This window comes from Ruminococcus sp. YE71 (genome assembly GCF_900119155.1).
Classification (GTDB): Bacteria; Bacillota; Clostridia; order Oscillospirales; family Ruminococcaceae; genus YE71.
Genome location: NZ_FPIR01000013.1, coordinates 106,851 through 130,950, shown reverse-complemented (window position 1 = coordinate 130,950; position 24,100 = coordinate 106,851). Strand labels below are relative to the sequence as shown.

Sequence of the window (24,100 nt, the reverse complement as noted above, 5' to 3'; positions counted from 1 at the left end):
CAGAGCTGTTCAATCTTTCGGCTGGAGAAAGAGTCGTTCATGTAGCCGTAAATGAGTATTTTCATCATGATATCCTCGGGCACAGCGCCGTTCCACTTGCTCTGTATCGTGTAATCTTCTTTGGAATAGATCTCGTCTATCACATTGCCCAGTACTCTGACCGGTGAGCTTTCTTCGATGTAGATCTCATAATTCATGTTAAGACGTACTTGACAATTTCTCATTTTTATGGTACAATCCTTTCGTGGGTTATTTTTTTCGCAATTAAATTATACCACAAAACGAAGAGCTTAGCTATACCTTTCGGGGTTCGCTAAGCTCTTTTTCTTTCTTTTTGGGGTGCAACAGCCCCTTTGTTTTTTTCAGTCTTTACTGCCGAAGGAATTGAACCACGCACGCTCCTCGAAGGGCTGTTTTTTCGGGGCGGTCGGTTCGTCCTCGGCGATGCCGACGGGCAGCATACAAACGAGGTCGTAGCCGCCGGGGACGTTCAGAATCGCCGCCATTTTGTCGCAGATGCGGTCGGTGTCGGTGATGTGACCCTCGTACCAGCAGCTCTGATAACCGAGTTCAACGGCTGCAAGCAGCATATTCTCAATCGCCGCCGAGTAATCCTGCACCGCGAAGCACCTGTCGCGGTAGGCGTTTATCCGACGGGTCAGAACGCAGATGACCGCAGGTGCGGTGGCGGCAACGGGCGGATCTATCACGCCGAGAAGTCTTGCGAGGATGTCCTTGTCATCCACCGCGATAAGGCTTGTGGTCTGTTTGTTGCAGCCTGACGGAGCGGCAAGCCCTGCTCGCATTATCGCGGCAAGATGCTCCCTTGGGACCGGCTGCGGCTTAAAGCGGCCTCTGTAGCTGCGGCGTTTTTCGATGATGGATATGGCGCTCATTCGGTCATCTCCCTGAACTGCTCCTCGGTGATGATGGCGATACCGAGCTCGTTTGCCTTTTTGTTCTTGCCCGAGGTCGATGTCGAATCGTTGTTTATCAGGTAATCGGTGTTCTTCGAGACTGCCGACGCGACTTTTCCGCCGTTGGCTTCGATGAATTCTTTCAGCTCACTGCGGTTCTTCCAGATGTGGACTGCGCCTGTGATGACGAAGGTCTTGCCCGAAATGCCCGATTCGGTGTTTCTCACTTCGGGGGCTTTTATCCGCAGCTCGGCGAGCAGGTCGTGATACTCGGCGAGGTTGTGCTCGTTCGAGAAGTAGCTGACGTAGTCGTTCGCAAGAACATCGCCGATGCCGTCGATCTCCACAAGCTGTTCACGCGTCAGCTTTTCGAGCTCATCCGCAGACGGGTGGCTCTCGCAGATCAGCCTTGAAGCCGCTCTACCGATGTTTGGGATGCCGAGGGAATACAGAACACGGTAAAGTTCGGTATCGCGGGACGCTTCCACCGCTTCGATTATCTGGGTGTAGGACTTTTCTCCGAAGCCTTCGAGGGTGATAATCTTGTCCCTGTGCTCGGCGAGCTTGTAGAAATCCGCAGGCTCGCGCAGGAAACCGTTCTCCACGAATGCCTTGATGGTAGATTCGGCCATGCCGACGATGTTCATGGCGTCGCGCTGAACGAAGTGCTCGAAACGTCCGAGATGCTTTGCGGCACAATCGTGGTTCGGACACATGAGCGTTTCAACACCGTCGTCGGAGGTCAGAAGTTCGGTCTCCGAACCGCAGGCGGGACAGGTCTTTGCGACCGCGTCCGAGACAACATCGCTGTCGTGAGGGGTCTTGTTCTCGCCGACAACGGGGATTATCATGTTCGCCTTATAGACGGAGATGGTGTCCCCGACTGCAAGGTTCAGCTTTTTCAGGATGCTGATGTTGTGGAGCGATGCTCTCGAAACGGAGGTGCCTTCCAGCTCGACCGTATCGAACACCGCGATGGGGTTGATGAGACCCGTTCTGCTGGGCGACCAGACTATCTCGCGGAGAGTGGTGTCGGCGGTCTCGTCAGCCCACTTGAACGCCATACCGTTTCTCGGATGGTGGATGGTCTCGCCGAGGCTCTTGCCGTAGCTGACGCTGTCGTAGGTCAGCACCAGCCCGTCGGAGGGCAGGTCGAAATCGGCTATCGAACGCTCGAAATCCTCTATTGCGGGGATGAGCGTTTCGCTGTCAACGAGCCTGCCGCTTACCCTCTGAAAACCGAGTGTTTCGAGCCAGTCAAGACGGCCTGCGACAGAATCGCACTCAAAGCCCTCGGCTTCGGTGAGGGTGAAGGCGTAGAAATTCACGCGTCTGTCGGCGACCACCTTCGAGTCGAGACTGCGGAGCGTTCCCGATGCGAGGTTGCGGGGGTTCTTGTAGGGCTCGGAGCCCTCGGGCAGAGTCTCGTTCACACGCTCGAAATCCGAGTAGCCTATCAGCGCTTCGCCGCGGAGGGAAAGAGCGCCCTTAAACGGGATGCGCTGAGGGATGCCCTTGATGTGCATGGCGTTCGGGGTGATGTCCTCGCCCACGTCACCGTTCCCGCGGGTGACTGCCTGACTGAGTTTTCCGTCGCGGTAGTTAAGGCAGACGGTCAGACCGTCGAGCTTCCAGGAAAGAAAGCCCTTGTGTTCGCCGAGCCATTCACGGAGCTCCTCGCGGCTCTTGGTCTTGTCGAGCGAGAGCATACGCTTCGGGTGTCTGACCTTCGGCAGATAGGAGGTCACCTCGAAACCGACGTTCTGTGTTCTGCTTCCGCTGAGGATTATGCCTGTTTCCTCTTCGAGGGCTTCAAGCTCGTTGTAAAGCTTGTCGTACTCGGCGTCGGTCATAATGGTATCGCCCGTGTTGTAGTAGACATCGGCGGCTTTTGCGAGGAGGTCGTTGAGCTCTTTCATGCGTTCTATTTTTTCATTTGGTGTCATTATCATATCTCCGATCGGGGCTTTGGATACTTTATTTGCCCGTGTATTTTTCGAGGCTGTAGTGCCTGTTTTCGATGTCGAACCGTTCAATAAACGGCTCCCCGTCTTTGTAGACCCAACGCTCGGCAAAGGTCGGTCTGAATGCGAAAAGACGTTCGTTCTCAAGGGTTGTGTAAGCGTTGAATGAACCCTTGAAGTGCTTTTCAAACAGCTCACAGAACTGTTCGTTGTCCTGCGGTCTGCCCGTTTCTTCGCAGACGCCCTCTATCTGGATATTGTCGATGCACAGGGCGGCGGAATTGCTGCATTTGAGCTGGCGGTATTTCAGCGAGGCGCGGTCGGTCTGGAAATAGAAAACACCGAAGGACTGCACAACGCTCATCGTGCGTGAGGAGACCCTGCCGTTTGCGGCGGTGGAGAGCACCATCATCCGTGCTTCGCCGATGTCGCCGAGGAAGGCTGCATAGTTCGCGTCGAAAAATGGATGGCGCGGCGCTTCGGGGGCGTTCTGTTTCAGCAGTTTTTCAGCCCATATCATGCTGTACCATCTGTCAAATTTGTATCCGCAGTCGGTGAACAACCCGACCGTCTTAAAACCGAGCCTGTTGTGGAAACGCTCACTGTCGCGGGTGATGTACTCGTCGCCCTCGGATTCGTCAGAAGGAACGCCGATGCAGGCGTAGAGGTTCGTTATTCCCATCGCGGCAAGCTTCGATTCGAGGGCATCGTAGAGAAGTCTGCCCGTACCGTGTCTGCGCTCGTCCTTGTCGAGGTATATGGTCAGCTCGGCGGAGAACCTGTAAGCCTCACGCCCGACGAAAGCATGGGCATAGGCATAGCCGATTATCCTGCCGCCGCGGACAGCCGCAAGATAGGGGTAGCCCGACGATATATCCGTGATACGCCGTGCAAATTCGGCGGCGGAAGGAACATCGTATTCAAAGCTGACAGCGGTCTCTTCGACGTAGTAGGAATAAATCCGCAGAAGTTCCTCGGTGTCGGCGATAGTTACGTTTCTTATTATAGTATCGTTCATTTTTCATCACTCCATACTATCTATAATATCATCTGTCAGAAGATATGTCAAGGCATAAGATGTGACCGAAGTGCATATAAATCTGCGAGGTGATATTATGGTTTGCACGCTGACCGAGCTTAGGAACAAAGAGGTCATTGATATGAAAACGGGTCTCAGGCTCGGATATGTTGACGATATAGAATTCGATACCATTTCGGGAGAGGTGACTTCCCTCGTGATCTTCGGCAGGCCGAGGGCTTTCGGGATAATGGGCAGAGAGGGCGACCTTGTGATAAAATGCAGCGACATCACCCTCATCGGAGAGGACACGGTGCTCGTTCAGCAGGAAAAAGAGACAGTGTCAACAAAATCGAGAACGTTTACTGTCGAAAGTTTGTTAAAATAGACGTGTAAAAAATGCTTGCAATTTTTTGTGAGATGTGATATAATATTAAAGCAATTCGCATGGACAGGGAAAGCTGTGGTTCCCGTACCGTTAAAAAGTAAGGGTAAAGGCATTTGCCTACCTGTCCAGAGGATAGACACACCCGTCAAATGACGGAGAAAAAACCAACAGGAGGTTACTACAATGGCAGTAGTATCAATGAAGCAGCTTCTTGAAGCAGGCGTTCACTTCGGACACCAGACAAGAAGATGGAACCCGAAAATGTCCCAGTACATTTTCACTGAAAGAAACGGCATCCACATCATCGACCTTCAGAAGACCGTTAAGAAGCTCGAAGAGGCTTACAACTTTGTTCGTGAGCTCTCCGCTGACGGCAAGGAGGTTCTGTTTGTAGGTACCAAGAAGCAGGCAGGCGACTCCATCAAGGAGGAGGCTACCAGAGCAGGTGCTCACTATGTTAACGCAAGATGGCTCGGCGGTATGATGACCAACTTCAAGACCATCCAGAGCAGAATCAGAAGACTTGAGCAGCTCCACACCATGGAGGAGGACGGTACTTTCAACCTGCTCCCCAAGAAGGAAGTTGTTAAGCTCACCCTCGAGATCGAGAAGCTTGAGAAGTTCATGGGCGGTATCAAGAACATGAAGACCCTTCCTGGCGCTCTGTTCGTAGTTGACCCCCGCAAGGAGAAGATCGCTGTAAGCGAGGCTAAGAAGCTCGGTATCCCCGTAGTAGCTATCGTTGACACCAACTGCGATCCCGATGACGTTGATTACGTTATCCCCGGCAACGATGACGCTATCCGCGCTGTAAGACTTATCGCCGGCTGCATGGCTGACGCTATCATCGAAGGCAGACAGGGTGCAGACGCTGTTGTTGAGGCTGAAGAGGCTGAGGCAGAAGCTGAATAATTTGAAAAGAACGGGCAGGGTGATTTAAATGGAGATCAGATTGCCGTCGAGACAGGATGTTGTTGAAGACGATGAGTATTCTGAAATTCTGTCACCTTACCCGAAACTATATCTGATCTGTGACCGCGGCCTGGGAGATCATATCCCCGCACTCGATATGGAGGGCAGGGCCGTGTGTTTTACGGATAGCAGGAACGCTTCGGATTATGTGCAGAAGGTCAAGGATGCTGAAAGTTATGCTGTTGACCCGACGAGCCTGATCCGACTTGTTCTTGATTGGAGATATCTCGGCATAGAGAAATTTCTACTGTTTACCGATAAAGGCAGTTTTACGGAGTATTCAAGAGCGGAACTGCTCGGATACCGCGAGAAAAGCTGGCTCAATGCCCGCTATAATCATCTGCGGATCAGACTCATCCAGGCAAGAAAATATGCCTCGGCTGCGAAAGGCAACAAAAAGTTTGCTGCAGCCGATGTCAATTATGATGAGGTCGTCAGACTGCTCGAATACGAATTTCATTCCTGCATAAACAGTGAATTGCTGGTGCTTATTGCTGTAAAATACTCGAAGGATGAGTGTGACATCAAACCTTACACCATCAACCCCTCATGGAGCGCTTCGGCAATCCTTGCGGGCAAGTTCGGGATATACAGGGATATGCACAACCACATCTACGGCGGAAGCAGACTGAATCCGCCATATACAGACGCGATGCCCGACCAGTTCAATATCATACTGATGACAAAGAAGGTAGACGGCAAGGAAGTGCTTACACTTCCCGCTTTTACCGACTGCGCTCAGCTTGACGGGATGTTTCACAACTGCGATTACTGTGTAAGGATCATCACATTCGCTGATCTTGTAGGACACTGTCGGACGATACTGTCTGCGGATAAGGATGTCAGCCTTGTAATAAACCCACATTTTCTTTCGCTGCCGCTCAAACCAGACGCAGCGGAGTCGATTCTGGGAATAGGCGTTGACACCGATATACCGAAACACATTCGTGAAAACAGCGGTAAACACACACGTATAAATATTACAGGAGGAAAAAACAATGGCTGTAACAGTTAAGGATATAAAAGAACTCATGAGCCTTACCGGCGTTGGTATGATGGACTGCAAGAGAGCACTCGTTGAGACCGACGGCGATCAGGAGAAGGCTATCGAGATCCTTCGTGAGAAGGGACTTGCTACCCAGGCTAAGAAGAGCGGAAGAGCTGCTGCTGAGGGCGCAGTTGCCGCTGTAGTAAAGGGCAACGTTGGTGTTCTCGTTGAGGTCAACTCCGAGACCGACTTCGCTGCTAACACCGATGATTTCAAGGCTTTCGTTGCTAAGGTAGCTGATACCATTATCGAGAAGAACCCTGCTGACGTTGAGGCTCTTTCTGCTGAGACCATCAGCGGCGGCGACAAGAGCGTTGCTGACACTCTTACCGAGCTCGCAGGCATGAAGATCAGAGAGAACATCGTTATCCGCAGATTCGTAAGACTTGAGGGCAAGCTTGCTTCTTACGTTCACAACGGCGGCAGCATCGGCGTTCTCGTTAAGCTCGACACCGATCTCGACGCAGACGCTGTTTCTTACATCGGTAAGGACGTTGCTATGCAGTCTGCTGCTCTGAACCCTGCTTACCTCGACAGAACTCAGGTTCCCGCTGAGGTTATCGAGAAGGAGAAGGAGATCATGCTCAGCCAGATGGCAGAGGATCCTAAGATGGCTAACAAGCCCGAGCAGGTAAAGGTAAAGATCGTTGAGGGTAAGGTCGGAAAGTACTATTCCGAGAACTGCCTCCTCGAACAGGCATTCGTTAAGGATGACAAGCAGACCGTTCAGGGTTATGTTGACGCTGAGGCTAAGAAGCTCGGCGGCAGCATCGTAGTTTCTGAGGTTATCCGCTTCGAGCGCGGCGACGGCATCGAGAAGAAGGAAGAGAACTTCGCTGATGAGATCGCTAACATGGTAAAGGGCTGATCCCTAACCTGAAATGATATGAAAATATCCTCCCTCGCAGAGTGATCTGTGAGGGAGTTTTTTATGATATCCGACGAGAGAAATGCGTTTTATCTCTCGTCTTTTTTATACCATTTTCTGAGGACTTGCTCTGATTTCTTGCCGTAGCAGGTGAAGTCGCGGTTTTCGGAGGCTTTTTCTTCCGAGGGGATAATGGCTTTCCAGTCCCACCAGAAATAGCCTGCGAACCAGGGCTTATCAAAACAGGTCGAGAGTGCTGCTTCGTAGAAGTCAGCCTGTTCGGTCTCGTCGGGGGTGTCGTTCGGGGTGACGCGGAACTCCCACGGGTGCATCGAACAGCCCCTGATATTCCGCATACCGATCTCCGCGAACATCACGGGCCTGCCGTAGTGCTTGTGGACCTGTTCGAGCATGACCGCTTTTTCAGCCCATACGCACTTCATCTGTCCGAGGGAGCTGTCCTCGGGAGTGGTGCAGGGGTAGTATGCCGAAACGCCGACCACATCAACATCGGTCAGCCACGGGAAACGCATCTCATCGCCGTGATTCACGTTGTGCATGATAAGTCCGCTGAACACTTCCCTCACCGCCCGAATCAGGGCTTTGCAGCGTTCGGTCTGCGAATCCATGCCTGCCATCTCACAGCCTGTGCAGAGCATTTCGCAGCTTTCCTCTTCGGCGATGCGTGCGTAATGGCACATGAACCGAGTGTAGCTTCCGAACCACCGCTCCCACAGCTTCTGGTCCTCGGGCGGGAAATTGATACGCGCACGCCAAACTCCGTCGAGGCAGTCCACCATCGGTTTCAGGCAGACTTTCAAGCCGAGCGACTTTGCCTTGTGTATCGCAAAACGCACTTCTTCATCGGTCTGTGTTCTGCCGAACATTGAGAAAACGTTCAGCGAATGGTAGGTCTCCTGAAAACAGTTGACGGGGATGCAGATCCAGTCAAGACCATTTTCGGCAAGACGCTCCATCGAGCGTTCGGCTTCGGGGGTCGCGTAAACCCCGCTCCCCGAGAAAAAGCCCCATGTGTAGCCTTTGCAAAATAATCGTTCAGTCATATTGATTGTCCTTTCGTTTATTGGCAGCGTTCTGAATTATTGTTTTGAAATATCGGCAATACTTCTGATCCTATACAGTGCTTCACTAAATTCTCTGACCTTTGTCTTATCAGCAGCGCCGCACATATCATTCCATAGAGGACATTTGCCGCAATATACATCTGCTTCAATAAAATCGCACAACGATATAAAAGCAGAATATAATTGTTTTATATCTTCAACCTCAAATTCTTTTTTCATTCTGTCCCCCAATAACATAAAAACCTGTTTATTTACTCTGTAATATTTTAAGGCAAACCTTATTTCTTACGGAAAATAAGAATATCAAATCCGCAGGTGATGCCGAGCTTTTCGAGCTTCGCGAGCCGTTCTGTGCCCTCTTTCGGCGACTTGTAGTAGTAGGGAGTCATCGCGAACAGATCGGCTATCGCTTTCTGCGACGGGAGTTCGGCTTCGTATTCAAGGCGTACACTGTCAACAGGCGCGAAGCTCTTGAGTTGATAATCGTTCGGCTTGTTGAGGTACGGCTCGTCGTACAGCACTGCTTTCAGTTCGTAGAGGTGCTTCGGCGACGGACACACGATGATAAGACTGCCGCCCTTTTTAAGCACGCGGGCGTATTCGGCGTTGCTCACGGGAGCAAACGTACACACGATAAGGTCGGCGGAACGATCGGCAAAGGGCAGTTCAAAACAGGAAGCCGCCGCATAGCGGACGTTTGAGAGACCTTTCTCACGCGCCTGCGAAGCGCCGTGGCGCACACCCGTTTTCGCGAGATCCATGCCGTAGACCGACGCTTTAGGGTTCGCGGCGGCGTAGATGTTGGTGTAGTAGCCCTCGCCGCAGCCGCAGTCGAGTATCTCGGGCGAGTCGGTGTCGGCGAGACGCTCGGAGATGATAGCCGCCGTCCTCTCGGCAAGAGGTCGGTAAAGACCTAGGGAAAGAAAATCGGTACGCGCTTTGACCATCATCGGGTTATCCCCTGCCGACTTCGGGGCGTGCTTGGCGTCGAGAAGATTCACATAGCCCTGCGCCGCCGCATCGAAACGGTGACCCTTTTTGCAGGCATACCCGAACTTATTCTCTTTCAGCCTGCCTTTGCAGACGGGACATATGAACATGGTCTTCAGCTCCTTATTATAGTGTAGCGGGGTCCTTCCTCGCCGATCTTGCCATTTGGGACAAATCCGCACTTTTCGAGGACCCTCTGCGATGCCTTGTTATCGGGGGCGGTCTCCGCTTCGACTGCCGTCACAAACGGATGCGAAAAGCCCATCCGACCATTCCCTTCACCGCCTCCGAAGCGTAGCCGCAGCCCTGAAAAGCGTCGCGAATGCCGTAGCCTATCTCTGGTACACCGTCGTCACCGATACCCTTGAAGCACAGGTCGCCGATGTGAGTGCCGTCATGAAGTTCGATCAGCCACATGGCGTACCACTCCCACTTGTCGGGGAATTCGAGACACCCAGCGAGCATTTCCGAGTATGCCGATCTGAGCTCTTCATCATTTTCCGACTCGATGAAGCGCTGCATCTGTTCTTTATCAGCCGGATATATTTTCAATCGCTCTGTAACTATCATTTTCCGTCTCCGAATGTTCATGTATTACTGCCGAAAAGGCGGTAATTAATTATAGCACACCGCCAGACAATTGTCAAGCACGGGATACTATATTTTTACATGGATATTTGCCCTGTTTTTCGGGAATTATTTTAGCAAGGGCATACAAGCCTATTCCACAAAAAAGGAGTGATCTTTATGAGCATTTCGGCAATCAGCAAGGGAGTGAGCGCAGGTATTGCGGTCGGAAGCACTGTCTATGCGCTGTCGAACAAAAAGACCCGCACGATGCGCAAGCTGAAGCGCAAGACTTCAAACATGGTGTCGGCTATCGGCGACATAACCGACGCTATCGCAGACATTCTCTCGTGACATGAACAAGCCCCGCAGAAAGATCGGCTGCGGGGCTTGTGTATTTTACAGACTGGTTATCTTACCCGATGTGAACTGCATGATGCGCAGAGCATCGCGTACATCGACGACTTTTGAACCGTCAACATCGGCACGTTTCAGCTGATCGTTTTTCAGCTTGATCTTGCCTGCTGTGTAATTCATTATCGTCAGCGAATCGGTCACGTTCACGAGACCGTCGCCGTTGACATCGCCTTTGAGAAACGATGTATCGTTTTGCCTTGTGACGTTCACGGTATAGGTGCGTTTGAGACCGCTGCCCGATGTAACGACTATCTTGACAGTGTTCAGGCCGTAATTGAGTTTGATGCGTCCCGTTCCCTTGACTGTTGCTTCCGAGCTGTAGGGCTGAGCCTTGAAGGTCAGCGCGGAGATAGAGCTGTCAACGGTAATGTCGAAGGTGTCGGAATAGCGGTAGAAATTCGGGAGCATATCAAAACCGCTGTCGGTGAGCACGTCGAGACGTTCGAGGAGATTGTCGTTGGAGGAACCGCTCGCAGGCTTTTCGCAGGGGTCTGAGGGCATATTTTCGTAAACGGGTATCTTGAATTCGAGGGAGGATGAGAGCACTTCGTCGGTGTAGGCGTTGCGCATCTCGACCGCTTCGGTAGCCTGTCCGAAAACGCAGGTCATGTACTGGTGATAGAACAAACCGTTTCCGCCGTCAAAAACGTCGAATTTCTGGAGATATAGGGTATCCTGTTCCCTGTTTATGTAGCCGTTGCCGAGGTATATCGAACCGCCGACTATCGACTTATACTGGTTCGTCCAGGGCAGATAGTAGGACGGGTCATAGGTCGAAGCGAAGAGACAGCCCATCTCGCCTGCGGTCATTGTCGAGGTGTAATACGCCTGGATATCGAAGAAATTGAAGATATTCTCGAAGCCTGCGACCGTGCCGAGGGACTGCGGTGCGCCGTAAACGCCCTGTTCATTGCGGCATCTCGACGCGAGGTGGTAAGGTGAAACGCCCGATTCGGCGGCGGCATCCATGAAAGTCTGGGCGTAGCCGAAGGTCTCCTGAGTGTCGGGACAGGTATATGTGCCATCCATGAAAGTGCCGTTCAGTATCGCCTGAACGCCGTCGATGGTATGTACCGAAGGGTTGTAGGACTGGTTCTCGAACATGAAGATATGGTCTTCGGAGATGAAATTTCGGGGGTCGAGGTAGTAGGCGATGATCTCCTTTGAAGCCGCAACCCAGGTGCCGTCGAGACCGTACCAGTAGTTGTTGAGCGGGTCGTATGCGCCCTTTTCACAGGATTTCCAGGAAGCGGGGGCTTCGGCGTGAACGAGGTTTCTGCCGATAACGCTCTCCTCTGCGAGGACGTCCGACCAATCCAGACCCGTATACTGAGCGGTGAATATCCAGTTCGGATGGTATTCGTGCATCTCACGAAGGAAGGGCTTGTAACTTTCGGGGAAGCCCTGTTCGTCCATGTACGACTCGAACGTCCAGTCGTCAGCCGATGCCTTCAATTGTTCCGTGCCGCAGAGCGATGCAAGACCCGCCGCGAAAACTGCGGCAGAGACAGCAGACATGACCCTCAGCTTCACCTTTTTCATATCACAAGCACTCCTTTCGACATATTTTGCAGTGATGTAAACATATTATACAACACCAAAAAGCTTTTTGTCAAGCATGAAATATTCATATCGTATTAACACCAGATTGATATTTGCACATAAAAATAAGTTACAAAACGTAACTAAATTGCCAAAAAGCTTTGATTTACCGATGTGTCAGCAAACTGACATTTTTGACATATAATTCAAAAAATAGCGAATTTTTGGCATAATCACTAAATAATATGCTGAAAATTCTACATTGATAAATATTGACTTAATAGTATTAAATGTGATATAATTTCGTTACCGGATGTAATAATTGCGTAACCTTTGCGGTTTGGAGAAAAACAGTCAAAAGAATTTGCCAAATCGTGAATAAGTATAAAAACGCGATCTGCCTTCGGACTTGTGTAATTTTTTTTATATTTTCAGAATGCGAGCGCGGAGTTCTCAGAAGTTCTCCGCGCGAGCACCTGAAAACGCTGTGCGCTTCTGAGAGAGGACTGATAATTTAATGAACAAGCAGTTTCACAAACGAGCCATTGCGGCGGCATCAGCCCTGCTGACACTTACTTCGGCGGTCACGACCGTTTCCGCTACACAAAAAAACGAGATAGCACTGGAGATCGACACAAAAGAACTGCACAGCGGCGACAGCTTCAACCTTACGGTAGAGTTCAGACCCGATGACATCGGCGCGTGCGGATTCACCATCGACCTGCATTACGACCCCAAAGCTGTGACCCTCATCATCCCCGATGAAAGCAGCTACAATGTCGGCGGCGATTTCACGCTCGTGACAAATTTTGAATATGATAATGAAACCGTCAGGATAACAGGCGCTGACCTTTCCTGCAAAAACGTTCTCAAGGACACTGATATCGCTTTTCTGACTTTTGTTGTGAACGACGGTTATAACGGTGATATCGCGTTCTGGACGGACGTTGATACGCTCGTCTACGCTTCGGGTATCGACTTTATCAATGCCGATTACAAGCAGTGCGGAGTTTCCGACCCGTTCGTGATAGAGGCTACCGAGAAGAAACAGGTTACGACCGTGACCGTTTCCGAGCCCGATGATTCGTCGGAAGAGACTACGACGACAACTGCCGTGACCACTGAGGAAGTCACCACCACTACGACCGCTTCCCTGCCCGATGTTGTCATTCCCGTGACGACGATCATTCCCGATTTTCCCGATGACAGCAGCGTGACCGAGACCGAGTCCGAGTACGTAAGGGATGATTCTTCCGACACTGACGACTCTTCGGATGCGGATACCGACGAAAGCAGCAGCACTACAGACAGCGCCGCTGACACAGATAATGAGGATTATCTCTTCACACACGAACAGGGTGGCACCGACTATACCAACGAAGACCCGTTGCAGTTCACCTTCTCGCCTTCCGACTTCATCAGCGGTGACGAGAGCGGCACTGTAGATATCAGCGTCGGCATCGTTTCGACCAATACTGTTGTGGGCGGCATAGGTATGCAGACTTCCGAGGGCTGGACTGTTTTCGAGAGCGAGGAAAGCGTCGGCGAAACGGTTTGGACTGCCGAGGATGTTGACCTTTCGGATGTGTACGGAGACATCGCGGTGCAGGTCTACTATCTCAGCCATGACAGCACTTTTGCGATAAGTTCGGTAAGTATCGTTCCGAGCGGTACAGCTTCCGAAGCGGCTGATGATACTTCTTCTGAGACCGCGGATCCATCTTCCGAGACCGACAGCAGCTCGGAAGAACAGACCGACTACAGCGAGACTTCTTCTGCCGAAGATACGTCGTCGGAAGAAAGCTACGACAGCGCCGATGTGCAGACCGCCGAAAGCACAGCCGACAGCTCGTTCGAGGAAAGTTCGGAGACTTCCGCTTCCCTGCCCGACGCGGACAGTTCATCTCAGTCGGACAGTTCGGACAGCAGCAGCACTGACAGCACGGCTTCCGTTTCGGACAGCACTTCGAGCGGGGAAAGCTCCGCGGCGGCTGACGACACGACTTCTTCGGAAAGCACGAGCTCGACAGCAGGCACGTCAACGACCACAGGCAGCAGCACCGACAGCAAGAGCTCCGTAGAGACTGTTGTTTCGACCGCCAAGACTTCCGCTGACAGCAACCCGGGTACGGGTAAGAAAGTCGCTCCCGAGATAATTTTTGCAGGCGGACTTGTGCTTGTCAGCCTCGGTCAGATATGCTACTCGATACACTCGCTGAGAAAGCTCAACAAGCGCAATAAATAAACGAAATAAATGCCATACCGATACTGTTTGCGGTATGGCATTTTTAGTTCATCATTAACGGAAAACGACGGCTCAATCTGTACAAATCGCCATATTTCGCGCGTTTTCTCCGTGTGTGTTCATAAATTAACCGAAATTTAAAATTTTTTGTTAAAACCCTTGAAAAGGGACGTGTTTTGTAGTAAAATTAGTATAGGCAGTTATGCACTGACCAAAAACCGAAAGGAGTATATATCAATGATTTATTCGCACGAAGTTGAAACAATGTGCCCTATCGCACAGGGCGTTGCTCACGGCGCTGCTCCGATCCCGGAGGAGGCAAAATGGGTCAAGGCTAAGGAGATCAAGGATATTTCCGGATTCACACACGGCATCGGCTGGTGTGCTCCTCAGCAGGGTACCTGCAAGCTGACTCTCAATGTTAAGGAGGGCGTTATACAGGAAGCTCTCGTTGAGACCATCGGCTGCTCGGGTATGACCCACTCTGCTGCTATGGCTTCCGAGATCCTTCCCGGAAGAACTATTCTTGAGGCTCTTAACACTGACCTCGTATGTGACGCTATCAACACTGCTATGAGAGAGCTGTTCTTACAGATCGTATACGGCCGTTCGCAGTCCGCATTCTCTGAGGATGGTCTGCCTATCGGCGCAGGTCTTGAGGATCTCGGTAAGGGTCTTCGTTCGCAGGTCGGCACTATGTACGGCACTCTTGCAAAGGGTCCCCGCTACCTCGAAATGACTGACGGCTATGTTACCGGTCTTGCTCTTAATGAGGATAACGAGATCATCGGCTACAAGTTCGTAAACTTCGGCAAGATGATGGACTTCATAAAGGCAGGCGACGACGCTAACACCGCATTTGAAAAGGCTCAGGGTCAGTACGGCAGAGTCGCAGATGCTGTTAAGATCGTTGACCCCAGAAAGGATTAAGGAGGATCAGTAAAATGGCATTGTTTGAATCTTATGAGAGAAGAGAAAAGCAGATCCTTGCTGTAATCAAGGAGTACGGCATCAACTCCATCGAGGAGTGTGCTGAGGTATGTAAGGCAAAGGGTCTTGACATTTACAAGCTCGTTGAGGGCATCCAGCCTATCTGCTTCGAGAACGCTAAGTGGGCTTACACCGTAGGCTGCGCTATCGCTATCAAGAAGGGCTGCACCAGAGCTGCTGACGCTGCTGCTGCTATCGGTGAGGGTCTCCAGGCATTCTGCATCCCCGGCTCCGTTGCTGACCAGCGTAAGGTCGGTCTCGGTCACGGCAACCTCGGCAAGATGCTGCTTGAGGAGGATACCGAGTGCTTCGCATTCCTCGCAGGTCACGAGTCCTTCGCTGCTGCTGAGGGCGCTATCGGTATCGCTGAGAAGGCTAACAAGGTAAGACAGAAGCCTCTGAGAGTTATCCTTAACGGTCTCGGCAAGGACGCTGCTCAGATCATCGCTCGTATCAACGGCTTCACCTACGTTGAGACTGAGATGGATTACCACACCGGCGAGGTCAAGGAAGTATTCCGCAAGGCTTACTCCGAGGGTCTCCGTGCTAAGGTAAACTGCTACGGTGCTAACGATGTTACCGAGGGCGTTGCTATCATGTGGAAGGAGAACGTTGACGTTTCCATCACCGGTAACTCCACCAACCCGACCAGATTCCAGCACCCCGTTGCAGGTACCTACAAGAAGGAGCGCACCGACGCTGGCAAGAAGTACTTCTCTGTTGCTTCCGGCGGCGGCACCGGCAGAACCCTCCACCCCGACAACATGGCTGCTGGCCCTGCTTCCTACGGTATGACCGATACTATGGGCAGAATGCACTCTGACGCTCAGTTTGCAGGCTCGTCCTCTGTTCCGGCTCACGTTGAGATGATGGGACTTATCGGTATGGGCAACAACCCGATGGTTGGTGCAACAGTTGCTTGCGCAGTTGCTGTTGAAGAGGCTATGAAGGGCTAAAATACGGCATTTCTGCAATTTCAGAAATTTAACAAAATTTGCCAAATAGCTCGAAAATGCGATTTGTCACCCATTTGTCACCCTAAATTCTAAGTGGATGACAAGACGGATGACAAAATCGGATGACAAGAATCATAAACCGCCGTTCAGGTTCGTCCTGAGCGGCGGCTTTTTTCATTCGTTGAAGTAAAGTGTTTTTCCGTCAATGAGTGTGAATCCCTCAGCACCCTCAAAATCAAATCCTCCCGTGCAGACAAATCCCACACCCGACACGGTGATGCCCTTGATGCTGTCAAGCTGTTCCTTTTCCTGACGGCATTCTTCAAGCGTCATGGGGCGATCGAAGTATTTGCATTCGTAGAAATCATACTGCTCCCCACGCCGTATCACGCAGTCAAACTCGCCGTTGGTCTTGGTGGCAGGGTCATCGTACCAATAGCTGCCGAAATCGTCAATATCAGGGTATTTACCGAGAATAGCAGCTCTGTGGAAGTATTGCAGAGCGATGCCTTCAAGTCGTCTGCTGACGAATTGCTCCAGCACAGCATCAATATTTCGGTTGTAGAACTGCTCCTCACCAATACGGGCGATCGTCCCCGCCTTGCCGAAAATAAACGTGAAATAGAACCGCATCAGATTATCCACGATCTCGTAAAACTGCTTTTTCTTGTCATTTCGGCGGTTGATGGGTTCGGTTTTTTGGATAGTCTCCATGTCGAGAAGTATCTTCAACTGCTTATCGAGCAGACCTGTCTCGCTGTTCGCTATTTTGTCCCGTATCTCGCTGTAACGCTTCTTGCCGTTGCCGAGTATTTCCAGTATCCGTGCATCAAATGACTTTTGTATTTCCCTGAGCATGACATTCTCGATGTGTGACCGCACCAGACCTGTTTCGGGCAGCAGCAGACGTTCGATATTCTCACGGAGGGGCAGACTTGTGTCAAGATTTTCCAGAACATAGGGACTTCCCCCGAACGCCGCATAGAAAGCGACCTTGTCACGAACAGAAAGATCGGGATAGAATTTCGCTGCGTCAAGGTAATCGAAATCACGGATATGCTGTATCAGCGAGAACCTGCCGAACAGCGGATTGCCCTCTTCGAGCAGTTCCTTCATCACTGTGATATACGAACCGCAGAGCACCAGCTTGACATTTTCGGGCAGTTTGTCAATGACCGCCTGCATATAGGAATCCACTTCGTTTTTCTTTTTGGTCTGTTTCAGATAGGGGTATTCGTCAATGATGAGCAGTATCTTTTTGTCCAGTGTTTTCAGGTAGTCCATCATCTCAAAGAGAGAGCCGAATCGGATATTCGGCAGTCCGAGCCCCTCCGAAACGCTCTGATAGATCAGCTCCATATTGCCCTCAAAGGTGCTTGTCACGCACATATGGTTGATGACGACACCCTCAAAGCTCTTTGCAGCTTCGCTCAAAAGCGTGGATTTTCCAACTCTGCGTTTGCCGTAGACCAGCACCGCTGTCCTGCGTTTCCATGAGGAAAGCTCGGCATTTAACTGCCGGAGTTCTTTTTCTCTGCCGATAAACATAGTATCACATCTTTTCTGAAAATATTTTCTCTGAATGTTTTTTCAGTATAATGATATTATACCACAGCGCTTTGCCATTGTCAAGTTTCTGAATAAAAATTCAGTGAAATGTTATTCAGAAACCGATGGATTTGATTTGATGATCTGTTATTGATAGTATGCCACAGGTAAGCGATACTATCACTCACGTTATTATGCACTGGGGAAAGTGTCGGTATTGCTGCGCATTTCACAAGAATAGTTACAGATTTGCCGCAGAGCTGGACTCCTGGTTTGCTGTGGTATATAATGTATCTACAATAAAACTTATGGAGGTCACAGCTATGTTGAAAATCTCAGAATTGGCAATGCCGAAGTCACGCAAGGTCACTACCATTTGCAACGGCAGACGTGAGGTCTGGACGGACTATGAGGAAGCGAGGGCATATTTCCTTGAACTTATGATGTCTACGGACGGCGAGGAACATGAACGTGCGGAGTGCGTATACATTCAGCTACTTCACGGACTTGACGAGTGCAGTGATGCTGACAAATAATCTAAGAGGGCGAGGTGTCAGTAACGGCAGCTCGCCCTCCTAAAATCACCTCAGACTATTTCGCTTTTCAATAATGCGATATCCTGACGGTTATCAATAGGCTTGATTCTTTCAAGTATTTTCTGTTCAACAGATTTAGACCAATAAATCTTCAGTCTTTTCTTAGCACGAGTAATTGCAGTATAGAATATGCTGTGAGTTATAAGTTCATCTATTTCATCGGTTATAACTATTTTAACAGAGTCATATTCCAAACCTTGTGCTTTATGGATTGAGACAGCATAAGCTATTTGAAACGGAACCGTAGCCCTTGAAGTTTCGTCATCGTCCTCGTCAGTGCTTTTATTCTTAAAGACTTCAAACCGAATAATCGAGTTTCCCTCCTGGTTCGTTCCTATGATGTTGAAGTTACGATTATCCATATTTAATTCTATAAGAGGTTTATCAAGTTCGACATCAAATTGAATCGACTCATTTGCCTGACCTTCATTTAAAACAGCGAAATCTACGATTTTAGCTTTCATATTATTATGAATAACAGGAACTTCGTCTTCATCACTGCTAAAAAACGAATCGGCAGCATCGTTGAATAGAATAGGATCACCGACTTTGTATCTTTGTATGCCACGATAAATCTCTTTACCGTTATTGTTTTCTTGCATGAAATGATTGATATTATTAATACCGTAAAGTCCTCCATAGTTTAAGCAAAGTATAATTTCATTTTCTGCTGCAGAAGTGAATATTGAAGTATCCAGTTCTGCCGAAAACTCACCTGCTTGTAATCTGTCAAGAACATCACTATCCTCATTATTACCCTGCATTTTTCTGACATTATCCCATAGGTCTAATAATTGCTTACTTTCTGTTCTAAATGGTTTTTTTAATTCGCATACTGATGTTGGAGGAATAAAGAATCTTACTGCATTAAACCAATTTCCAAATTCGATAGCCTCGATCTGGTATATATCTCCTACCAAAATTAAAAGCTTGTACTGAGCAAGTTCAAGAACCTTTCTCATACTTTTATTACTTACAGTACTACACTCATCTATTATGAGAATATCATAATCTCTTTTTACATCTTTAGCATACGGATTATTAAATTTGGTGATAGTCATAAAATTGCATTTTGATGATGCGCTCACTTTTCTTTTCAAATTGTTTACCGCTGGATTTGTGTGAGCTAAGTACAACCGAGAGTAGTCCTTGAAAAATGTTGAAATATAATTGATCAATGTCGTTTTTCCAGTTCCTGCTGCACCATAAATCAAAGCCACTTTCGATTTATCAAACAAATTGATTAAGGCATCTTTTTTCTCATCTGACAGATCGCTATTATCTTGAGTATCTATCCAATGCTTCGCTGTGTTAGCGTGATTAGGAATTCCATTAGTGGTCAGGCTTTTTACAGTTTGAATTATAGAAACCGTATCTTCTTTATAGCTTTCTATAAAAATAAAATCATTTTTTATGATAAGCTTTCGTGCTTGTTGAGTACGATTCTTATAAAGTCGGCTGTTATAAACATTTACAAGGCTTTCAACATCTTCAAAATCCAATAATTTATATTTCCCGTCATCACTCTTTTCTAATTTTGTGAAAAGAATACCTTTTTGTTCTGTATTATGCCTGATAAACCAAGCAATAATCTCATGTTCTCGTCCTGATATCTCAAAGCAATCAAATATATCAGAAATGCTCGGAACGTGTTTTCTAAGAGCAGAACAAAATGGCATATTATCAAAAGGTATACATTCATTTGCTAAATAAAGATCAGAAAGCAAAGAGTTTTGACCTATGTATTCCCAACAACCATTATAATAATCCCATTTCCATTGCTCCTTGTATTGTGCTTTTATTATCCTATTTGTCATATGAAATAATAGATACTTAAGGATATTAGCTCCTGGGCTTTGATTTCGTAAAAGCTCTCTGCAATAATCCAGAATATCAAAGAAAAATGTGGAACTTGAATTTGGAACGATTTTACCGCGTAAATTAGCAAAGGCTTCATCTGAAATATCAAGGAGCTCGGATAAATTGGCTCCGGTATCAGTTAAATATTGTGATAAATGCTTCTGTTCGGCTTTAGATAACTTAGGGGCATTCTTGTAAATCAGTTTTGCAAAATTATAGAATTCACAAGGACGAATATTCACTTCCCAATTGACAATAACTCGTATGGGCATGGTTTTTCCAAAAATTTCAATTGAATTATTGGCTATAGCAAATCTGACAGCGTAATAATCGGATAATTCAATGTCTGTAAACGCAATGATCCGATCTGTTTTGCTTGCTTTATCATTTGCCGGTATGAACGCAACTTCATAGTATATTTTCCCGTTTACAAAAAATGGCTTTATTGATTGGATATAAAACCGGTCAAATCGAAATCCTTCTCTTATAGGAGTATGGTATAATTCAATTTTCTCAGAAATCTTCTCATAGTATTCTTTATAACTATCATCTATTTCAATAGGAAACTTTTCAAGGTTATGGAGGACTTCCATAGAATAATTGTCCTGAAGATAATTCTTTATTCTCAGAAGATATTCATAATATTTGAGCATCAATCGATTAGCATTTTCTTCTGCTAAAGTTCTATGAGATACAGATACCTGCAAGAAACGATGAAAACGTGCAATATGCTTCAATTTCATCTGGCTTTTAACATACTTTACTGCTTTTTGAACATTTTCATGTGAATCTTCGATATCCTCTCCATTGGCATAAATCTTCAGCATAATATGTTCGACAAAATGGCGAAGATGCGAAAGAATGTCCTGAGATATTTCTCCAATTGTAGATTTTTCTATGCTATCAATATGACGGCAAATAACTCTGTCACTGTTCATTATCTGCTCGTCTATGCGTAAAGGTGCATCCATTATATTTTTCTCCTCTCTGTTACAGATTTACATTTTATCCTATAAGAGCCGTTAGGAGCTTAACTCACATACGGCTCTTAAATCTTATGAATCTTTTCTCAACGACTTATACAACTCTTTTGCCATAACATCCTGCACTTTTTGATAAAACTCAGGATCGTTGAACAGCTTCTGGAATGATTCGTTGTTATCAAGAAAACACTGTGTAACGATCTCCTTGAATTTCTCCGGGAACAGGGAATTGACGAACATTTCTGTGCTGTTGTCGCTGGCGTATTTCTTGAATTTCTTAACGTCTTTATCGTCCATAAACATACGATAGATACCTTCGATAATAACCCTGTCTGCATCGGTGAACTGACCGTCAAATCGTTCGTTGACCTTATCTATGATACTCTGTAAAGTGTCCTTTTTCTTGTTGGGCTTCTTGGGAGCAGTTGCTCCGCCGGGAACCCATACAACTTTCTTTTCATCGAGTATGATCGCTCCGGTATGCGTTTCTTTCAGGTTAGCATATTCCAGTCTGACTTTGTCATCTATATCAACGATATCCTTTCCTGATTTCGGAAGCAGTCTCAGAAGATTGGAAGTGTACAGATATTCAGCAAACAGGTCTTTGTCGTGCAGTCTGACGATCTGGGTGATATACGCATAAGTTCTTGTAAACTTGCGGAGATAGTCACGGACTGCATACTGATCGTCCTCGGAAAGATCTCTGTATCTGTCAATCACAGGACGGAACATTCCTGCGAGCTTGCCGAGTGCTGCTGCATTCTGCCCTTTCCCTGTCTGCTTTGACATAAAGTCGTTGAACTTCTCGACATCATCATAATTGAACAGCATATACTCGTTCAACTTGTTTCTGAGGTCATACACCACATTCAGGTCTGTTGCGCCTTCCATAGAAGACTCCTCATAGAACGGCTGAAATGCTTTTTTGATGTTTTCCTCGGTATTTTCAAAGTCAAGGACAAAGGTGCTTGCCTTTCCGAAGCAAGTACGGTTTAGACGGGAAAGTGTCTGCACGGCTGCTACGCTTTTCAGCTTTTTATCTACATACATGGAATGAAGCAGCGGTTCGTCAAAACCTGTCTGATACTTATTGGCTACAACGAGGATATTATACTGACTGCTGTGGAACACTTTTCTGAACTTTTTATCGGTTGTGATGCACTTTCCGTTTTCGTCAAGGTTCATAGTGGCTTCGGTAAACGGCTTCTCCATTGGCATTTCTTCCAGCGTGATCTCGCCTGAAAATGCGATCATAACATCACAGCCTGCCGATTCCTGCGGGTGATCTTTCAGGTACTGCTTGATTGCAAGGTAATAACGTACTGCGTTGGCTCTGCTGTCGGCAACGACCATTGCTTTGCCCTTGCCGCCGATCTGGAATCTGCCGTTTGCAAGGAAATTCGCCATGAGCATTTCTGTTTTCTGTGTGATCGTATAGCCGTGCTTCTTATAATACTTGAACAGCGCTTTCGATGCCGCACCCTCTATCAGCTCAGGATTGTCCTCGGAAACCTTCACGAGCTTGAATGCTTCACGGATCGTGGTATAGTCCTGTAACACGTCAAGAATAAAACCTTCTTCAATTGCTTGCTTCATAGAATATACATGGAACGGCAATTTTGTTGGTGTACCGTCAGCGCCGATATACTCAGTTCCAAACACCTCTATCGTCGGACCTTTCGGTGTTGCGGTGAATGCGAAGAAAGACTGGTTTGCGTGTCTGCCCTGACCTACTACGCTGTTGATAAATTCATCGGTGAGGTCAACATCTTCCACGTCGATCTCCTGTTCCTCTGCGTATTCCTTTACTGCTACACCAATGTCGATAAGGCTTCTGCGGAGCATTCTGGCACTTTCGCCGCTCTGTCCCTGATGTGCTTCATCAATGATGATAGCAAACTTCTTACCCTTATAGCTGTCCATATCCTTGTAGCCAAACAGGAACTTCTGCACGGTGCTGATGATGATCTTCTTTCCATCGTTGATCGCTTCTGCAAGGCTGTGTGAATTTTTCTTATCGTCGATCGCTTCAACGAGACCGACCTTATGCTCAAAGCTGTTGATCGTATCCTGTAACTGTCCGTCGAGGACTACACGGTTTGTGACTACGATAACGGAATCGAATATTCCCTCGTCGTTTGCATCGTGGACGGACGCAAGACGATAGGCGATCCACGCAATAGAGTTTGACTTGCCCGAACCAGCGCTGTGCTGAATCAGGTAGTTTTTGCCCGAACCGTTCTCCTTGACATCGGCAAGGACTTTCCGCACTACATCATACTGATGATAACGGGGAAACAGGAGCTTTTCTTTCAGCTTGCCTGTCTCCTCATCTTTTTCCTTGACATGGGAAACGAACCTGTAAAGAATATCCATGAGGGAATCACGCTGCAACACTTCTTCCCACAGGTAGTGCGTTGCATAGCCGTCGGGATAGTCGGGGTTGCCCGCGCCGCCGCTGACACCTGCGCCGTTTGAACCCTGATTGAACGGCATAAAATAGGTGTTTCCGTCTTTGAGCTGTGTTGTCATCCACGCTTCATAGAGGTCAACTGCGAAATACACAAGGAAGCGGTGGTCAAGGCGGAAACAGAACTCCTTGCTGCTGCGGTCGTTCTTATACTGCCTGATCGCACACTGATAGTCCTGTCCGGTGAGCTGATTTTTCAGCTCTATCGAAACAACGGGGATACCGTTCACCGACAGCACCATATCAATGGTATTGGTGTTGTGGGGAGAATAGCGGAACTGCCTTGTACAGCCGAGGATATTCGCTTCATAATGCTCCACATCTATATCATTGAGGGCGGTTTCGGGCTTGAAGTAGCAGACTTTCAGCTTGATGCCGAGGTCTTCGATACCGTGGCGGAGAACGTAGATCAAGCCCTGTTCGCTGATGCACTTTTCAAGGCGGAAATAGAGCTTTTCCTGTGCGTTCTCGCCGTAGTATTTGAGGTATTTCGCCCACGCTTTCGGCTGTGTCTTTTCGATGAACCTGCACAGCACGTCCATACAGATGCACTTGTCAACATCGAACTGACTGCTTTTCAGCGAAACGTATCCGCCATCATCGGAGAGGAAGAAAGTCTCGATATCCTGTTCAAAGCGCTTTTCTTTTGTATCCATATTACAATCACCCACTTTTT

At 48.3% G+C, this 24,100-nt stretch carries 19 protein-coding genes and 2 pseudogenes; 9 read left to right on the top strand and 12 right to left on the bottom strand.

The genetic code is table 11. The annotated features are described in order from the left end of the window. From BT142_RS12745 to BT142_RS20010, 4 genes and pseudogenes are all read right to left on the bottom strand, one after another. Positions 1 to 224, bottom strand: a pseudogene (locus BT142_RS12745) (hypothetical protein); the annotation flags it as partial. Positions 225 to 362: 138 nt separating this feature from the next. Next, the gene (locus tag BT142_RS12740; RefSeq protein ID WP_072418573.1) at positions 363 to 896 is read right to left on the bottom strand and encodes a nitroreductase family protein; all 534 of its coding nucleotides are present in this window, start codon (positions 894 to 896) and stop codon (positions 363 to 365) included. Then, positions 893 to 2,863, bottom strand: coding sequence for an NAD-dependent DNA ligase LigA (gene ligA, locus BT142_RS12735; protein WP_347497672.1), 1,971 nt, complete (start codon positions 2,861 to 2,863; stop codon positions 893 to 895). Before ligA ends, BT142_RS12740 begins: the two co-directional genes overlap by 4 nt. Positions 2,864 to 2,894: 31 nt before the next feature. After that, complete coding sequence (locus BT142_RS20010) at positions 2,895 to 3,899, bottom strand: GNAT family N-acetyltransferase (RefSeq protein ID WP_072418571.1); 1,005 nt, start codon at positions 3,897 to 3,899, stop codon at positions 2,895 to 2,897. Between the two features lie 97 nt (positions 3,900 to 3,996). Between BT142_RS20010 and BT142_RS12725 the strand changes: the two genes are divergently transcribed. From BT142_RS12725 to tsf, 4 genes are all read left to right on the top strand, one after another. Beyond that, positions 3,997 to 4,287, top strand: a complete 291-nt coding sequence (locus BT142_RS12725) for a PRC-barrel domain-containing protein (protein ID WP_072418570.1) — start codon at positions 3,997 to 3,999, stop codon at positions 4,285 to 4,287. A 183-nt stretch (positions 4,288 to 4,470) separates the two neighbouring features. Beyond that, entirely contained in the window at positions 4,471 to 5,199 is a 729-nt protein-coding gene (gene rpsB / locus BT142_RS12720; RefSeq protein WP_072418569.1) for a 30S ribosomal protein S2, read from the top strand. A gap of 28 nt (positions 5,200 to 5,227) precedes the next feature. Next, positions 5,228 to 6,274, top strand: coding sequence for a hypothetical protein (locus tag BT142_RS12715; protein ID WP_072418568.1), 1,047 nt, complete (start codon positions 5,228 to 5,230; stop codon positions 6,272 to 6,274). After that, positions 6,258 to 7,175 (top strand): translation elongation factor Ts, encoded by a 918-nt coding sequence (gene tsf, locus BT142_RS12710; protein ID WP_072418567.1) that lies wholly within the window; start codon positions 6,258 to 6,260, stop codon positions 7,173 to 7,175. Before BT142_RS12715 ends, tsf begins: the two co-directional genes overlap by 17 nt. An 89-nt stretch (positions 7,176 to 7,264) precedes the next feature. Here the strand turns inward: tsf and BT142_RS12705 are convergent, their stop codons facing one another. The 4 genes and pseudogenes from BT142_RS12705 to BT142_RS12690 all read right to left on the bottom strand — a co-directional run bounded on the left by BT142_RS12705 (position 7,265) and on the right by BT142_RS12690 (position 9,772). After that, the gene (locus tag BT142_RS12705) at positions 7,265 to 8,239 is read right to left on the bottom strand and encodes a glycoside hydrolase family 113 (protein WP_084659467.1); all 975 of its coding nucleotides are present in this window, start codon (positions 8,237 to 8,239) and stop codon (positions 7,265 to 7,267) included. Between the two features lie 36 nt (positions 8,240 to 8,275). Next, entirely contained in the window at positions 8,276 to 8,479 is a 204-nt protein-coding gene (locus tag BT142_RS12700) for a hypothetical protein (protein ID WP_072418566.1), read from the bottom strand. A 59-nt stretch (positions 8,480 to 8,538) separates the two neighbouring features. Further along, positions 8,539 to 9,360 carry a methyltransferase domain-containing protein gene (locus BT142_RS12695; protein ID WP_072418565.1) on the bottom strand — a complete coding sequence of 274 codons (822 nt, stop codon included), beginning with the start codon at positions 9,358 to 9,360 and terminating at the stop codon, positions 8,539 to 8,541. A gap of 5 nt (positions 9,361 to 9,365) precedes the next feature. Continuing rightward, a pseudogene (locus tag BT142_RS12690) lies at positions 9,366 to 9,772 on the bottom strand (GNAT family N-acetyltransferase). A gap of 225 nt (positions 9,773 to 9,997) precedes the next feature. Between BT142_RS12690 and BT142_RS19140 the strand changes: the two are divergent. Further along, positions 9,998 to 10,171, top strand: a complete 174-nt coding sequence (locus BT142_RS19140; RefSeq protein WP_175444945.1) for a hypothetical protein — start codon at positions 9,998 to 10,000, stop codon at positions 10,169 to 10,171. Positions 10,172 to 10,216: 45 nt separating this feature from the next. Here BT142_RS19140 and BT142_RS19135 read toward each other — a convergent pair whose 3' ends face one another. Next, on the bottom strand, positions 10,217 to 11,776 hold the full coding sequence (locus BT142_RS19135; RefSeq protein WP_175444944.1) for a dockerin type I domain-containing protein: 1,560 nt from the start codon (positions 11,774 to 11,776) through the stop codon (positions 10,217 to 10,219). A 517-nt stretch (positions 11,777 to 12,293) separates the two neighbouring features. On the opposite strand from BT142_RS19135, the gene BT142_RS12675 reads away from it, so the two are divergent. The 3 genes from BT142_RS12675 to BT142_RS12665 all read left to right on the top strand — a co-directional run bounded on the left by BT142_RS12675 (position 12,294) and on the right by BT142_RS12665 (position 15,967). Next, complete coding sequence (locus BT142_RS12675; RefSeq protein WP_072418564.1) at positions 12,294 to 14,021, top strand: hypothetical protein; 1,728 nt, start codon at positions 12,294 to 12,296, stop codon at positions 14,019 to 14,021. Positions 14,022 to 14,258: 237 nt separating this feature from the next. Then, the gene (locus tag BT142_RS12670; protein ID WP_072418563.1) at positions 14,259 to 14,951 is read left to right on the top strand and encodes an iron-sulfur cluster assembly scaffold protein; all 693 of its coding nucleotides are present in this window, start codon (positions 14,259 to 14,261) and stop codon (positions 14,949 to 14,951) included. A gap of 14 nt (positions 14,952 to 14,965) precedes the next feature. After that, on the top strand, positions 14,966 to 15,967 hold the full coding sequence (locus BT142_RS12665; RefSeq protein WP_072418562.1) for a GGGtGRT protein: 1,002 nt from the start codon (positions 14,966 to 14,968) through the stop codon (positions 15,965 to 15,967). Positions 15,968 to 16,141: 174 nt separating this feature from the next. On the opposite strand, the gene BT142_RS12660 is transcribed toward BT142_RS12665, so the two are convergent. Continuing rightward, positions 16,142 to 17,515 (bottom strand): AAA family ATPase, encoded by a 1,374-nt coding sequence (locus BT142_RS12660; RefSeq protein WP_072418561.1) that lies wholly within the window; start codon positions 17,513 to 17,515, stop codon positions 16,142 to 16,144. A gap of 323 nt (positions 17,516 to 17,838) precedes the next feature. On the opposite strand from BT142_RS12660, the gene BT142_RS12655 reads away from it, so the two are divergent. After that, the gene (locus BT142_RS12655; RefSeq protein WP_072418560.1) at positions 17,839 to 18,051 is read left to right on the top strand and encodes a hypothetical protein; all 213 of its coding nucleotides are present in this window, start codon (positions 17,839 to 17,841) and stop codon (positions 18,049 to 18,051) included. A 50-nt stretch (positions 18,052 to 18,101) separates the two neighbouring features. Here the strand turns inward: BT142_RS12655 and BT142_RS19610 are convergent, their stop codons facing one another. Both BT142_RS19610 and BT142_RS12645 read right to left on the bottom strand, forming a co-directional pair. Beyond that, complete coding sequence (locus BT142_RS19610) at positions 18,102 to 20,942, bottom strand: ATP-dependent DNA helicase (RefSeq protein WP_072418559.1); 2,841 nt, start codon at positions 20,940 to 20,942, stop codon at positions 18,102 to 18,104. Between the two features lie 84 nt (positions 20,943 to 21,026). Continuing rightward, entirely contained in the window at positions 21,027 to 24,080 is a 3,054-nt protein-coding gene (locus tag BT142_RS12645) for a type I restriction endonuclease subunit R (RefSeq protein ID WP_072418558.1), read from the bottom strand. Between the last annotated feature and the right edge of the window lie 20 nt (positions 24,081 to 24,100).